The 13,703-nt window shown below is 31.0% G+C and carries 15 protein-coding genes; 5 read left to right on the plus strand and 10 right to left on the minus strand.

Annotated elements, in window-relative coordinates; translation table 11 throughout:
* Positions 1-114 precede the first annotated feature (114 nt).
* The 3 genes from ACFSSB_RS05020 (at position 115) to ACFSSB_RS05030 (ending at position 1,412) form a co-directional block, all read left to right on the plus strand.
* Positions 115-888 carry an MBL fold metallo-hydrolase gene (locus ACFSSB_RS05020; RefSeq protein WP_379901630.1) on the plus strand — a complete coding sequence of 258 codons (774 nt, stop codon included), beginning with the start codon at positions 115-117 and terminating at the stop codon, positions 886-888.
* Positions 889-971: 83 nt separating this feature from the next.
* Positions 972-1,208 (plus strand): hypothetical protein, encoded by a 237-nt coding sequence (locus ACFSSB_RS05025; protein ID WP_379901632.1) that lies wholly within the window; start codon positions 972-974, stop codon positions 1,206-1,208.
* Positions 1,209-1,412 carry a hypothetical protein gene (locus ACFSSB_RS05030; protein WP_379901634.1) on the plus strand — a complete coding sequence of 68 codons (204 nt, stop codon included), beginning with the start codon at positions 1,209-1,211 and terminating at the stop codon, positions 1,410-1,412.
* Positions 1,413-1,459: 47 nt separating this feature from the next.
* On the opposite strand, the gene ettA is transcribed toward ACFSSB_RS05030, so the two are convergent.
* The 6 genes from ettA to ACFSSB_RS05060 form a co-directional block, all read right to left on the minus strand.
* Positions 1,460-3,151: an energy-dependent translational throttle protein EttA gene (ettA, locus tag ACFSSB_RS05035; RefSeq protein WP_379901636.1), complete on the minus strand. Its 1,692-nt coding sequence runs from the start codon at positions 3,149-3,151 to the stop codon at positions 1,460-1,462.
* Positions 3,151-3,333, minus strand: coding sequence for a CAL67264 family membrane protein (locus ACFSSB_RS05040; protein WP_379901638.1), 183 nt, complete (start codon positions 3,331-3,333; stop codon positions 3,151-3,153). Before ACFSSB_RS05040 ends, ettA begins: the two co-directional genes overlap by 1 nt.
* 73 nt (positions 3,334-3,406) lie before the next feature.
* On the minus strand, positions 3,407-4,135 hold the full coding sequence (locus ACFSSB_RS05045; protein ID WP_379901640.1) for a pirin family protein: 729 nt from the start codon (positions 4,133-4,135) through the stop codon (positions 3,407-3,409).
* 24 nt (positions 4,136-4,159) lie between these two features.
* The gene (locus ACFSSB_RS05050) at positions 4,160-4,597 is read right to left on the minus strand and encodes a MarR family winged helix-turn-helix transcriptional regulator (RefSeq protein WP_379901642.1); all 438 of its coding nucleotides are present in this window, start codon (positions 4,595-4,597) and stop codon (positions 4,160-4,162) included.
* A 43-nt stretch (positions 4,598-4,640) separates the two neighbouring features.
* The gene (locus ACFSSB_RS05055; RefSeq protein ID WP_379901644.1) at positions 4,641-5,171 is read right to left on the minus strand and encodes an NADPH-dependent FMN reductase; all 531 of its coding nucleotides are present in this window, start codon (positions 5,169-5,171) and stop codon (positions 4,641-4,643) included.
* Between the two features lies 1 nt (position 5,172).
* Positions 5,173-5,529, minus strand: a complete 357-nt coding sequence (locus ACFSSB_RS05060; protein ID WP_379901646.1) for a DoxX family protein — start codon at positions 5,527-5,529, stop codon at positions 5,173-5,175.
* A 147-nt stretch (positions 5,530-5,676) separates the two neighbouring features.
* Here ACFSSB_RS05060 and ACFSSB_RS05065 point away from each other — a divergent pair, with 147 nt between their 5' ends.
* Positions 5,677-7,305 carry an acyl-CoA carboxylase subunit beta gene (locus ACFSSB_RS05065; RefSeq protein WP_379901648.1) on the plus strand — a complete coding sequence of 543 codons (1,629 nt, stop codon included), beginning with the start codon at positions 5,677-5,679 and terminating at the stop codon, positions 7,303-7,305.
* 62 nt (positions 7,306-7,367) lie between these two features.
* Here the strand turns inward: ACFSSB_RS05065 and ACFSSB_RS05070 are convergent, their stop codons facing one another.
* From ACFSSB_RS05070 to ACFSSB_RS05085, 4 genes are all read right to left on the minus strand, one after another.
* On the minus strand, positions 7,368-9,503 hold the full coding sequence (locus ACFSSB_RS05070) for a YfbK domain-containing protein (RefSeq protein WP_379901650.1): 2,136 nt from the start codon (positions 9,501-9,503) through the stop codon (positions 7,368-7,370).
* Positions 9,504-9,596: 93 nt separating this feature from the next.
* Complete coding sequence (locus ACFSSB_RS05075) at positions 9,597-10,682, minus strand: AMP-binding protein (protein ID WP_379901652.1); 1,086 nt, start codon at positions 10,680-10,682, stop codon at positions 9,597-9,599.
* A 12-nt stretch (positions 10,683-10,694) separates the two neighbouring features.
* Positions 10,695-11,660: a CPBP family intramembrane glutamic endopeptidase gene (locus ACFSSB_RS05080; protein ID WP_379901654.1), complete on the minus strand. Its 966-nt coding sequence runs from the start codon at positions 11,658-11,660 to the stop codon at positions 10,695-10,697.
* Between the two features lie 2 nt (positions 11,661-11,662).
* Positions 11,663-12,697 carry an o-succinylbenzoate synthase gene (locus ACFSSB_RS05085; protein ID WP_379901656.1) on the minus strand — a complete coding sequence of 345 codons (1,035 nt, stop codon included), beginning with the start codon at positions 12,695-12,697 and terminating at the stop codon, positions 11,663-11,665.
* A gap of 87 nt (positions 12,698-12,784) precedes the next feature.
* Between ACFSSB_RS05085 and ACFSSB_RS05090 the strand changes: the two genes are divergently transcribed.
* A complete protein-coding gene (locus ACFSSB_RS05090; RefSeq protein WP_379901658.1) occupies positions 12,785-13,684 on the plus strand; it encodes a sterol desaturase family protein in 900 nt (299 codons plus the stop codon).
* Positions 13,685-13,703: the final 19 nt, after the last annotated feature.

The following is a 13,703-nucleotide window of genomic DNA, read 5'->3' on the forward strand; positions in this document are numbered from 1 at the left end:
ATCAGTATCAAAAACGAAATCATTTAAAATATAAGTAGATAAAAATAAAATTTTGTTACATTATAAAATAATTCATTTTCCATTATTAAATTTAATAATTAAAAAGAAAAACTTATGAAAAATATAGCAACACTGCTGTGTATTGCTTTTTTATCTTTTACTAGTTGTAAAAAAGAAAGCCAGCCAAATAAAGAATTAACCGATAAAAAAGAGGTAGAAACAGCGATTAAAACCGATTTAAAAATTATTCCGATAGAGCATGCAACAATGGTTTTAGAGTATGAAAACAATGTTATTTATGTTGATCCTGTTGGAGGTGCTGATGCTTTTAAAGACCAAAAAAAACCAACGCTTGTTTTAATTACAGACATTCATCGAGACCATTTAAATACCGAAACTTTACAAGCACTAGATTTAAGTCATGCTACACTTGTTATGCCCAAAGCTGTGGCTGAAAAACTACCAGAATTAAAAACTTTAAAAAATATTATTTTAGAAAATGGAAAAACAACAACAGTTGCTACTATTTTAATTGAAGCAGTGCCCATGTACAATTTACGTGAAGAAGCATTAAAATTTCATGCTAAAGGAAGAGGTAATGGATATGTGCTAACTCTAGGTAAAGAGCGTATTTATATTTCTGGTGATACCGAAGATATTCCAGAAATGCGTGCTTTACAAAATATTGACAAAGCATTTGTTTGTATGAATTTACCTTATACCATGCCTGTAGAAAGCGCTGCAAGTGCTGTTTTAGAGTTTAAACCTAAACAAGTATATCCATATCATTTTAGAGGTACAGAAGGTTTTAGTGATGTTGCTTTGTTTAAAAATATAGTGAATAAACAAAATAAGGATATTGAAGTAATACAGCTACAATGGTATTAATAATTTAAAGACTTACATCATTCTTTAAATGTTTTTTATATATTTGATTTAAATGAGCCTCAAGACTATTATTTAATATAATTATGATACCCTTACTTACCTCTTGTATTTTTATATTTATAGAACAATTTAGTATTGTTTCTATTTTAGCTGTTAGTGTTATTTTCTTTTTAGTTTTATTAATTCTTGGTGTAAGAAAATCTTATAAACTAAAAGCTGAAAACGAAAGATTAATGAATGCTACTAATGAACTATTAAAAGAAGAAAAGCAAGAATACCAAGATTTTACAAATAGCCATATTTATAGCAACGAAAACTAAATGGTAACAAGTATTTTAACAGCCCTTTTTGTTGTTTTTATTTTAGTTTTAGGCATCAACCTAAAGAAAACACTTTATGTTAATGAACATGAAGCTAGCATTTTAAAAGCACTAGATACTTTTGATAAAAACATTAAGGAAATAGATGAAATTTCTAAAATCCCTAATTATACTTTAACCAAAGATCATCTTTACAATAAATAAAAAAACCTGCATTTAGCAGGTTTTTTTTATTCTTTATACATAACTAATTATCTAACTAGCTTTTTATATTTAATTCGTTTTGGCATTAAGTCACCACCAAGACGTTTCTTTTTATTTTCTTCGTATTCACTAAAACTACCTTCAAAGAAATATACTTGAGAGTCTCCTTCAAAAGCAAGGATATGTGTACAAATTCTATCTAAAAACCATCTATCGTGACTAATAACTACAGCACAACCAGCAAAGTTTTCTAAACCTTCTTCTAAGGCACGTAATGTATTTACATCTAAATCATTGGTAGGCTCATCTAAAAGCAATACGTTTCCTTCTTCTTTAAGTGTCATAGCAAGGTGTAAACGGTTACGTTCACCACCAGAAAGTAATTTTACTTTTTTATTTTGCTCACCTCCAGAGAAATTAAATCGGCTTAGGTATGCTCTAGAATTTACTTCTTTTCCTCCCATCATTACCAATTCTTGCTCATCACTAAAATTTTGCCAAATTGTTTTTTCTGGATCTATATTAGCGTGTTTTTGATCTACATATGCAATTTTAGCTGTTTCCCCTACTTTAAACTCTCCTTTATCAGGAGTTTCTTCTCCCATAATCATACGGAAAATAGTAGTTTTACCTGCACCATTAGGACCAATAACACCAACAATACCTGCTTGTGGTAAATTGAAGTTTAAATCTTCATATAACAACTTATCTTCATAGCCTTTACTTACACCTACAGCTTCAATAACGTTGGTACCTAAACGAGGTCCATTAGGAATATAGATTTCTAATTTTTCGTCAAGTTGTTTTTGATCTTGACTCATTAGTTTATCGTAATTTTTTAAACGTGCTTTTTGTTTGCTTTGACGTCCTTTAGCTCCTTGACGTACCCAATCTAACTCACGCTCTAGTGTTTTTTGACGTTTAGAAGCGGTTTTACTTTCTTGTGCCATACGTTTAGACTTTTGGTCTAACCAAGAAGAGTAGTTTCCTTTCCAAGGAATTCCTTCACCTCTATCTAGTTCTAAAATCCAACCAGCAACATTATCTAAAAAGTATCTATCGTGCGTTACAGCAATTACAGTACCTTTATATTGTGCTAAATGATGCTCTAACCAATGTACAGATTCTGCATCTAAGTGGTTGGTAGGCTCATCTAATAACAACACGTCTGGTTCTTGTAAAAGTAAACGACATAAAGCTACTCTACGACGTTCACCACCAGAAAGGACACTTATTTTTTTGTCTCCATCTGGAGTACGTAAAGCATCCATTGCAATTTCTAATTTGGTATCTAATTCCCATGCATTAGCAGCATCAATTTGATCTTGAAGCACTGCTTGACGGTTCATTAGCTTTTCCATTTTATCGGCATCGCTATATACTTCTTCTAAAGCAAACTGGTCATTAATACTATTGTATTCATCAAGAATAGCAACGGTTTCTGCTGCACCTTCTTTAACAATTTCTAAAACCGTTTTATCTTCATCTAATTGTGGTTCTTGTTCTAAATAACCTACAGTGTATCCTGGAGAAAAAACAACATCTCCTTGATAGTTTTTATCTAATCCTGCTATAATTTTAAGCAAGGTAGATTTACCAGAACCATTAAGACCAAGTATTCCTATTTTAGCTCCATAAAAGAAACTTAAATATATATTTTTTAATACTGGTGTTTGTGCACTTTGAAATGTCTTGGTTAAACCAGACATTGAAAAAATTACTTTTTTATCGTCGCTCATTATACTCTTCCTTTTAATGCGTTAAAAACCCAAGCGACTGCAAAAAAACCAACTCCTACAGCAGCAAATCCCCAACCTGCAACATCATCATACCTAAATGCACCTAAAGCAATTAATGCTAAACCCACAAAAATCATAATCCATGTTGCCCAAGCTAATACTGTATTTTTATTCATTGCCATTATCTATTTCAATTTTTTAGTTAGTAAATACAAATATCGCCTTTTTGTATAAAAAAAGCATCCTAAAAGGATGCTAAATTTTTAACATTGGAACTTCTATAAAAAGTATTTCTGAATCTTCTCTAGGTTTTATTTCAAAACTATCTGTTTCTGAGACACCAATGGCATCTCTAGTTTGTAAAATTTCCGTATTTATTTCAAATTCGCCATGAATATTCATAACATAAACTCCATAATTTTCACTCTTTAAAGAATAGCTGAAGTTATTGTCTTTTGTTAAACTAATTCTTGAAATTAATGCATCTTGATGAATTTTTAGCGTTCCTTCTAATTCTTCATCTATAGAAGACACTAAGGTTTGAAGCTTATTATCTCTATCTTTTATATTAAAATGTTTTTGATCATATCTTGGTGAAACATTCTGTTTATTAGGTATCACCCAAATTTGAAACAAACTTAAATGCTCATCTACAGAGCCATTAATTTCAGAATGTTGCACTCCTGTTCCTGCAGACATAACTTGTACCTCTCCTGGCACTACTTCTTGCCATTGGTCATGTACAATATTATCTCTGTGTTTAAGCACACCTTTAAGCGGAATGGTAATGATTTCCATATTATCATGAGGATGTGTACCAAATCCCATTTTAGGAGCAATAATATCATCGTTTAAAACACGTAAAGCTCCAAAATGCACTTTCTCTTTATCAAAAAAACTGGCAAAACTAAAGGAATGGTTTGCTTGTAACCATCCATGATTTGCAAATCCTCTACTCGCTGCTTTATGTATTATTGTTTTCATTTTAATTGTAATTTTAATTGTTCTTTATCTCATTTTATCTAACAAGTTGCTTAATTGAGAAGCTTCTTCTTCGGTTAAATTTTCAAGTAAATCTTTTCGGTCTGCTTTAGCTATATCTTCAAGCAACTTTAAGCCTTGATTCGTAATTTTAATATGTACTACTCTTCTATCTGTAGGACAAGGAATACGTTCAATCAACTCCTTAGCACAAAGTTTATCCATTAAACGCGTAGCATTAGGAGACCTTTCAATCATGCGTTCTTTAATAGTTTGCACTTTTAAGGGTTCTCCTGCTCCTTTTAATATTCTCAAAACATTGTACTGTTGTGATGAAATTTTAAAAGGTTTAAAAAATGACGTTTGATAACTATTAATCCAATTTGCTGTATACATAATGTTAAGCATTGCTTTTACTTTATGATTTGGAAAAGTAGAATTAATATCTTTTGAAAAATCTCCCATATTTTTTATGCTATTTTTTTATGAATAATTGAATGGATGCTTATTATAAGTTACTTTGAAACTCCTGTACTTTGTTTAATAATTGCGTATTTAATTCTTCATTAGTAACCTTTCCTTCTGAAAAATTTGCATTAAATGAAGGAAATGAAAAACTAGCAACAATATTTCCTCCCATATAAGGAAAACGTCCTGAAGCAATATCTAAAACAGTTGCTCCTCCTCTTGCTCCTGGAGAAGTTGCCATTAATAACATTGGTTTTTCACTCCATAATTTTCCATCTAGCCTAGACATCCAATCTAAAATGTTTTTAAAAACCGTTGCATAAGCACCATTGTGTTCTGCTAAAGAAAGCACAATACCATCTGAAGCTTTTATTTTATCTAAAAACACTTTTGCATTATCTGGAATACCATGCTCTATTTCATGGTCTATACCATAAAGAGGTAAAATAAAATCGTTTAAATCTAAGATATCTACTTTTACATCTTTTACTTGTTTCGCTGTATAAACCGCTAATTGTTTATTAATAGATTGTTTACTATTGCTACCTGCAAATGCTATAATATTTTTCATACTAGTTTTGTGTTTTTTTGTTAAAAATATAAGATACTACCAATAAAACTAAAGCTACTAAAGCTGTTGCTTGCCCTCCATCTCCTATCATATAATGCGCAAAAAACGCTAATATAAAAGCAAAGAAAAAACCTGCATAAGCCCATTCTTTAATAACGTTAAACTTTGGGTTCCAAATGGCAAACAACCCTAAAAGTTTTGCTATTGCATAAGGGTAAATAATATAGCTTGGATACCCAAAATTGGTAAACATTTGCGCTACTGCATCATGATTAAAAAAATACATGCTGACAGAAAACAACATTATTAATGTTAATAAGCCTGTTGCTACGTAAAAAATAATTTTATTCTTTTTCATAAATTTTGTTTTGATTTAGTGGTACAAATCTACAATAAATTCATTTATATTCCTAGGAAACTATTCCCATGTAATATTATTTAACAAAACATTCACTTTTTAAACATGATTTGGTTTTGTAAATTCGTGACAAATTAAGCAACTAATATGGACATCAACTTCAATAAAAACGAAGATTACAACAAACTTCTAGTATCTGATTTAACCAAGCGTTTAACAAAAGTTAAACTTGGTGGGGGACAAAAACGTATAGACAAGCATCATGCAAAAGGTAAAATGACTGCTCGAGAACGAGTAGATTATCTACTAGACTCTAAAGCTAAATCTATAGAAATAGGTGCTTTTGCAGGAGACGACATGTATGCAGAACATGGAGGATGTCCTTCTGGAGGTGTTATTGTTAAAATAGGATATGTACAAGGAAAACAATGTATAGTTGTTGCCAATGACGCTACTGTAAAAGCAGGAGCTTGGTTTCCTATTACAGGAAAAAAGAATTTAAGAGCACAAGAAATAGCTATAGAAAATAAACTGCCAATTATTTATTTGGTAGATTCTGCTGGAGTGTATTTACCAATGCAAGATGAAATTTTTCCGGATAAAGAACACTTTGGTCGCATTTTTAGAAACAATGCAGTAATGAGCAGCATGGGAATTACCCAAATATCTGCTGTTATGGGAAGCTGTGTTGCTGGTGGAGCCTATTTACCTATTATGAGTGATGAAGCTTTAATAGTAGATAAAACAGGAAGTATTTTTCTTGCTGGAAGCTATTTGGTAAAAGCTGCTATTGGAGAAACTATTGATAACGAAACTCTAGGTGGAGCCACTACGCATTGTGAAATTTCTGGTGTTACCGATTATAAAGCTAAAGATGATAAAGATGCTTTAGATACTATTAAGCGATTAATGGATAAAATTGGTGATTATGATAAAGCTGGGTTTAATAGAACAAAAGCTTTAAAACCAAAGGAAAACCAAGAAGATATTTACGGAATACTACCAAAAAGTCGTGCAGATCAATACGATATGTATGAAATTATTAAGCGTTTGGTAGATAACAGTGAGTATGATGAATATAAAGCAGGCTACGGAAAAACTATAATTACAGCATATGCTAGAATTGATGGTTGGGCTGTTGGTATTGTTGCCAACCAACGTAAATTAGTAAAAACCAAAAAAGGCGAAATGCAATTTGGAGGTGTAATTTATAATGATAGTGCAGATAAAGCAACACGTTTTATTGCTAATTGCAACCAAAAGAAAATTCCGTTAGTATTTTTACAAGATGTTACTGGTTTTATGGTTGGTAGCAAAAGTGAACATGGAGGAATTATAAAAGATGGAGCCAAAATGGTAAATGCGGTAAGCAACTCTGTGGTACCAAAATTTACTATTGTTATAGGTAATAGTTATGGAGCTGGTAATTACGCTATGTGCGGAAAAGCTTATGACCCAAGACTTATTGCTGCTTGGCCAAGTGCTGAACTTGCAGTAATGAGTGGTAACTCTGCCGCTAAAGTATTATTGCAAATTGAAAAAGCTTCTCTTTTAAAGAAAGGAGAAGAAATTACTCCAGAAAAAGAAGCAGAACTGTTTAATAAAATTAAGGATAGATATGACAATCAAGTTTCTCCTTATTATGCAGCTGCAAGAATATGGACAGACGCTGTTATAAACCCATTAGACACCAGAACATGGATAAGTATGGGAATTGAAGCGGCTAACCACGCTCCTATTGAAAAGAAATTTAATCTTGGTGTTTTACAAGTTTAAACACATAACTTTAAAATATAAAAAAAGGCATTTGAAAAAATCAAATGCCTTTTTTGTTATAATTACAAACTTTGATAAGAGTTTACCAATCGTATAAATTCTGCTCTATAACCTAATGTATCTTTTCCTCTTCCGCTTTCAGCTAAAGAAATAACATCTTCTATTTTTGAATTATTATGATATTGTGAATATCTTAATTGCATACCAAACAAAGCCACAGCAGCTGCAAATTGCATGTCTTTAGACGCTTGAACTAGAGCATCTTTTTGTACATGTACCATTTCAATACTTTTTTTACCATCTGGCTTTTTATATCTAAACTTAACGGTTAATATTTCATCATTAAAATCTGTGTTCACCTCCTTTTTAGTGTATTTTAAATCTGAAACTTCTTTTAAATAGTTGCTTTTTATTCCTAAAGGAATTACTTCATACAAAGCAGTAACTGTATGTCCGCTTCCCAATTCACCTGCATCTTTTGTATCATCTATAAAGTCTTGGTCTGACAACAATCTGTTTTCATATCCTATCAATCTATATGCTTGTACTTTATTAGGATTAAATTCTACTTGAATTTTAACATCCTTTGCAATAGTATAAAGTGTGCCTCCAAATTCTTTACCAAATACTTTTTGTGCTTCTTGCATAGTATCAATAAATGCATGATTACCATTTCCTTTATCTGCTAATGTTTCTAATTTAGAATCTTTGTAGTTTCCATAACCAAAACCTAATACAGATAAAAATACACCTGACTTACGTTTTTGTTCAATTAATGTTTGCATATCTTTATCACTAGAAGCACCTACATTAAAATCACCATCAGTTGCTAAAATCACTCTGTTATTACCTTTTTTATTAAAGTTTTTTTCTGCTAAAGCATATGCTAGTTCAATACCTTCTCCTCCTGCAGTAGAACCTCCAGATTGTAATTTATGTAATGCTTTTAAAATCTTCTTTTTATCTTTTCCAGAAGTAGGCTCTAGTACAACTCCTGCTGCGCCAGCATAAACTACAATAGCTACTTTATCTTGTTCTCGTAATTGATTTACCAATAACTTAAAAGCAGATTTTAATAGAGGTAGTTTATTTTGTGCACTCATAGAACCCGAAACATCTATTAAAAACGTAAGGTTACTTGCTGGTAATTCTTCATTTTTATACGTTTTACCTTGCAACCCTATCTTTACCAATTGGGTTTGGTTATTCCATGGTGTAATTGCTAATTCGGTATGTATAGAAAAAGGATGTTCTCCTGCTGGTTCTGAATAATTATAATCAAAATAATTCACCATTTCTTCAATCTTAACAGCATCTGCAGGAACATCTTGCCCATTATTAATCATTCTTCGTACATTACTATATGATGCTTTATCTACATCTATTGAAAAAGTAGATAATGGAGAATTATTTGTGGTTTTAAATTTATTTTCGTGAATTTTAGTGTAGGTCTCATTATTTATTTGATGAATATTAGGAAAAACGTAATTGCTATTTTTTGTTTTCACTAAAATCAATCCATTTTCAGCCTTTTTGCCATACAAAACCTTAGCTGCTTCATTTTTAACAACTTCTAATTTTTCAACTTTTTTGGCTTTTAAACTTTCTAACTCTTTATAAGTCGCAATTTTACCATCAATAACAATTAAAGCTTTATTCTTATTATTTGGTAATCCTCTAATTACAACTTTAGTAGAACCTCCAACATTACCATTATTATTTACAACATGTACTCCTGCTACTTTTCCTGATAGACTATTAATTATATTATTGTTAATTCGTTTTTTCCTGTTGTTTCCTTGCTTACGAGAGTTTGAAAGAAGTTCTGATCTCACCGATTGAACAGCATAACCTAAAGATTTACGCTCTCTTTTAATTCCCATAGCAGTAACTACTACTTCATCTAAGCTAGTGTCTGGTTGTAGAGATACATCTATAGTATTTAAAGCTCCAACCGTTTTTTCTGTAGGTACATAGCCAACATAGGTATAAACTAAAATATCACCAATATTTGCTTTAATGGTATATTTCCCCTCAAAATCAGTAGAAGTTCCGTTAGTTGTACCTTTTACTAAAATAGTTGCTGTAGGAAGTGCTAAGCCATTTTCATCACTTACAATTCCTGTTATTGTTTTTTCTTGTGCTTGTAATTGTATTGCAAAGAACAATACAAAAACAAATGGTAATACTTTTTTCATAAGGTTTGGTTTTAAAGTTTATATAAACTTATACCAAACCTATAGCGCACAAAACAGCAAATGCGTGAAGTATGCTTTTGAGTGCGTAAAGTACTATTTTGAGTTTTTTAATGTTTCTTGACGAAGAATTTTTCCGTTTTCACTTTCTGTAAACTTTTCTACGGAATAGATTTTCTTAGGAATTTCAAATTTTTCTAATTCAGAAAAAACAGAAGCATCTACTGTATTTGTTTTACTTTCTAGTATTAATACGATGCATTCTCCTAATTTTTCATCGGCTTCTTTAGTTATAAAAAAACGATTAGCAATCTTAGACTGTAATTTTGCTTCTAATTGTTCTGGAAAAAATTTAATTCCACCAGAATTGATCACATTATCTATGCGTCCTAACCACTCAAAAGAAGTTTTAGAATGCATTTTAACCACATCATTAGTTATAATTTTAGTTTCAGAAATTTTTGGCGCATCTATTACCAAACAATTTCTTTCGTCTTGTGTTATTGTTATGTTTGGTAGTATTTTAAAGTAAGTATCTGCAGAAGGTTTTGTTTCTCCTTCTTGTGTTGACCAATTGTTTAATTTCTTTACTGCAATATGCGTTATGGTTTCTGTCATACCATAAGTTTCAAACACATTGGTTTTAATATCTTGAATGGCATCTTTTAATTTACTAGAAACAGAAGAACCACCAACAATAATGGTTTTAATATTATTGCAATAGGTTGTTATTTTTTCTAGCTGCAAAGGCACCATAGCAGAAAAATCATACTTTCTTTCGTAGTCAAAAATAGGTTGACTTGTTGGTTCTACTAAATCAATTTCTAAACCTAAAATCATGGCTCTTACCAACATCATTTTACCTGCAATATATTTGCATGGCAAACAATGTAATGCCGTATCTCCTGGTTTTAAATTAAAAAAGTCTCCTGTAGCAATAGCAGAATGCACCATTGCTTGCTTTTTTAATTTAATGGTTTTAGGTTTTCCTGTAGAACCTGAGGTTTGGGCTAAAATATAATCTTTACCATCTAACCAGTCTATTAAAAAATCTCCTATAATTTTTTCATAAGGCAAGCCTTCTTTTACCAAACTATAGCCTACTTCTTTTAGTTCTTCAAAACAGTAGGTGTTTTCATTAAGTTTAAAACGGTTGTGTATTTTATCATATTTTGGAGCCATAGTATATAATATTTAGTCTATAATTTTATAATCTTCTTTAATAGGTTCAATTACTTTTCCGAAAAGTTTTTCATTCCAATTCGTCCATTTATATTTTTTAGCTAAAACATAAAGAATAATAGGGAAAACAACAAAAACAGGCATAAAAACATCTATAAATCCTGCCGAAGTTGGTTCTGAAACATCTTTAAAAAGAGAATCAGTTTGAAAAGCGGTCCAATCTGCTGTTACTAACAATGCTGTAAATAAATTATTAGCAGCATGAAAACCTAGGGCTAATTCTAAACCATCATCCATTAGTGTTATAATTCCTAAAAAGAAACCTGTACCAATATAGTACACCATAATAGCATAACCTAATTGTTCTACTTCTGGATTTGCTAAATGCATTAAACCAAAAACTACAGAAGTAAACACTAAAGGAAACCATCTTGTTTTAGTAATAACACCTAAACCTTGCATTAAATAGCCTCTAAAAAGGTATTCTTCCATACTGGTTTGCAATGGTATTAATATAATGGCAATTACTGCAAGTGTTAAAAACGGAATTAAATCAAAATTCCATACATAACTTTCAGGTTCCATAAAATAATCAATAAGCACAAATGAAGAAGAAAGGGTTCCCCAAAGTATAAAAACAAACCAAAATCTACTCCAATCTATTTTTTCTCTTGCTGTTGTTAATTTTGTAATAGACTGTTGGTGTATCACTTTAGCATTAAAAAACACGCCTAGTAAACCTATAGCAAAGGATAAAAGCATTAAAAACAAAAACAGGTTATTACCTAAAACATCTGCCATTTCTGTAACATCTGTAGGGATATCATTGTTTTGAATTCCCTCTAAACCAATAGAATAAAGAATACCTCCTACTAAAGGTATAGAGCCTATTAATTGCCAAATAATAAAAATAATAACGAAACCTACTAAATACCTCCACCACTCGTGTAGTGACTTGAATGCTTGTTCTATATACATGTTTAAAAATTAGTTTTCCAATTTGTTTTGTTTTGGTACTGTAAAGCACCTTTTTTTACTTGTAACGGACTCTCAAAATTATTAGTAAATAAACTTCCTGTACCAAGTCCTTGTGGTAGTTTACTTTGTAAGGTATATGTAAATTGTGCAATAGCATTTAAACCTACATTACTTTCTAAAGCACTTGTAATCCACCAACCTATTTTTTGTTTTTCGGCAATATCTATCCAATTATTACTACCTGCAAAACCACCAACCAAACTAGGTTTTAAAATAATATATTGTGGCTGTATTGTTTGTAGTAACTCTTCCCTTTTTTTTACATTAAAAACACCAATTAATTCTTCGTCTAATGCAATTGGCAGAGGTGTTTCTTCACAAAGCCTTGCCATTTCTTGAATTTGGCCTTGTTTCATTGGCTGCTCTATAGAATGTAAATCTAAATCTGAAAGCACTTTTAGCTTCTCTAAAGCTTCGTTTGGTTTAAAAGCACCATTAGCATCTACTCGTAACTCTATATCATTACTTGTAAAAGTTTTTCTTATAGATTTTAACAGATTGATTTCTGTATTAAAATCTATTGCGCCAATTTTCATTTTAATACAACTAAATCCTGCTTCTATTTTATCTTTTATTTGTTGTTTCATAAAAGCTTCGGTTCCCATCCAAATTAATCCGTTGATAGGAATAGTGTCTTTTCCTTGTGTAAAAGCCGAAGGAAAAAGTAAAAAAGGATGTTCACTTTGCAAAGAAACAAAAGCTTGTTCTAGTCCAAATTGTATACTTGGAAACGCTTGAAGCTCTTCTAATAAAACCGCTAGACCTAAATGTATATTATTGCAAGTCCATTGTAGCTTTTGTTCGTAATTAGACACATCATCTGCGCTTAATCCTCTAAAAAGTCCGCATTCTCCTATTCCTTTCTTTCCGTCTTGTTCCACTATTAAAAACCAAGTTTCTTTCGTTTTTAATATTCCTCTAGAAGTTCCGCTAGCTTGCTTAAAATTTAAAATGTATTGTTTGTAGGTTGCTGTCATAGTTAGCTTCAAAAATAGACAATAATTTTTGTATTTTGCATACATATCTACTAGGTTTTAACTAGTATTAACCTTTTCTGTAAAAAAATGAACCAATTTCCTGATATCATTATTTATGCTATTCCGTTTTTTATAGTTTCTATGCTTTTAGAACTTTATGTTACAACTAAAACGCATCTAAAAACCTATGAAAGTAAAGATGCTTTTTCATCTATTGCAATGGGATTAGGTAATGTTTTGTTAGGTTATTTTAGTAAGATTGTTGTTTTAGTTTGCTTTTTTTATATCTATGAAAACTTTAGAATTTTTACTATTCCTGTGGTTTGGTGGAGTTTTATTTTAATCTTTTTTGCAGATGATTTTTCTTATTACTGGTTTCATAGAATCTCACATACCTGCAGATTATTTTGGGCATCGCATGTGGTACATCATTCTTCACAACATTATAATTTAAGTACTGCATTGCGCCAAACTTGGTCTGGCGGATTTTATTCGTTTGTTTTTTGGCTTTGGTTACCTCTTTTAGGGTTTCATCCAGGTATGATTTTACTACAAATGTCTATTAGTTTAATTTACCAATTTTGGATTCATACCGAAACCATTAATAAAATGCCTTGGTGGTTTGAAGCTGTTATGAATACACCTTCACATCATAGAGTGCATCATGGTAGCAATCCTTTATATTTAGATAGAAATCATGCAGGAATTTTAATTATTTGGGATAAGTTATTCGGCACTTTTCAACCAGAACTTAAAGAAGAAAAAGTTGTTTATGGTTTAGTGTCTAATATAAACACTTTCAATCCTGTTAAAATAGCCTTTATAGAATGGTTTAATATGCTTAAAGATGCTTTTACAGGAAAAAAATCATTAAAAAACAGGTTTCTGTATTTAGTAAAACCTCCTGGTTGGAAACATGACGGAACAGGAAAACTAAGTGATGATTTACGCCAAGAATGGTTAAAGTCTGTTGACAATAAACAGTGAGCAGTTTTCAGTAAGTAAA

The organism is Lacinutrix gracilariae (genome assembly GCF_042684485.1).
Taxonomy (GTDB): Bacteria; Bacteroidota; Bacteroidia; order Flavobacteriales; family Flavobacteriaceae; genus Oceanihabitans; species Oceanihabitans gracilariae.

Bases quoted from the DNA above. Each gene is read 5' to 3' on its own strand.
- ettA (WP_379901636.1), bottom strand. From the start codon at position 3,151: ATGAGCGACGATAAAAAAGTAATTTTTTCAATGTCTGGTTTAACCAAG.
- ACFSSB_RS05090 (WP_379901658.1), top strand. From the start codon at position 12,785: ATGAACCAATTTCCTGATATCATTATTTATGCTATTCCGTTTTTTATA.
- ACFSSB_RS05055 (WP_379901644.1), bottom strand. From the start codon at position 5,171: ATGAAAAATATTATAGCATTTGCAGGTAGCAATAGTAAACAATCTATT.
- ACFSSB_RS05070 (WP_379901650.1), bottom strand. From the start codon at position 9,503: ATGAAAAAAGTATTACCATTTGTTTTTGTATTGTTCTTTGCAATACAA.
- ACFSSB_RS05080 (WP_379901654.1), bottom strand. From the start codon at position 11,660: ATGTATATAGAACAAGCATTCAAGTCACTACACGAGTGGTGGAGGTAT.
- ACFSSB_RS05040 (WP_379901638.1), bottom strand. From the start codon at position 3,333: ATGGCAATGAATAAAAATACAGTATTAGCTTGGGCAACATGGATTATG.
- ACFSSB_RS05050 (WP_379901642.1), bottom strand. From the start codon at position 4,597: ATGGGAGATTTTTCAAAAGATATTAATTCTACTTTTCCAAATCATAAA.
- ACFSSB_RS05025 (WP_379901632.1), top strand. From the start codon at position 972: ATGATACCCTTACTTACCTCTTGTATTTTTATATTTATAGAACAATTT.
- ACFSSB_RS05045 (WP_379901640.1), bottom strand. From the start codon at position 4,135: ATGAAAACAATAATACATAAAGCAGCGAGTAGAGGATTTGCAAATCAT.
- ACFSSB_RS05060 (WP_379901646.1), bottom strand. From the start codon at position 5,529: ATGAAAAAGAATAAAATTATTTTTTACGTAGCAACAGGCTTATTAACA.
- ACFSSB_RS05030 (WP_379901634.1), top strand. From the start codon at position 1,209: ATGGTAACAAGTATTTTAACAGCCCTTTTTGTTGTTTTTATTTTAGTT.
- ACFSSB_RS05065 (WP_379901648.1), top strand. From the start codon at position 5,677: ATGGACATCAACTTCAATAAAAACGAAGATTACAACAAACTTCTAGTA.
- ACFSSB_RS05020 (WP_379901630.1), top strand. From the start codon at position 115: ATGAAAAATATAGCAACACTGCTGTGTATTGCTTTTTTATCTTTTACT.
- ACFSSB_RS05075 (WP_379901652.1), bottom strand. From the start codon at position 10,682: ATGGCTCCAAAATATGATAAAATACACAACCGTTTTAAACTTAATGAA.
- ACFSSB_RS05085 (WP_379901656.1), bottom strand. From the start codon at position 12,697: ATGACAGCAACCTACAAACAATACATTTTAAATTTTAAGCAAGCTAGC.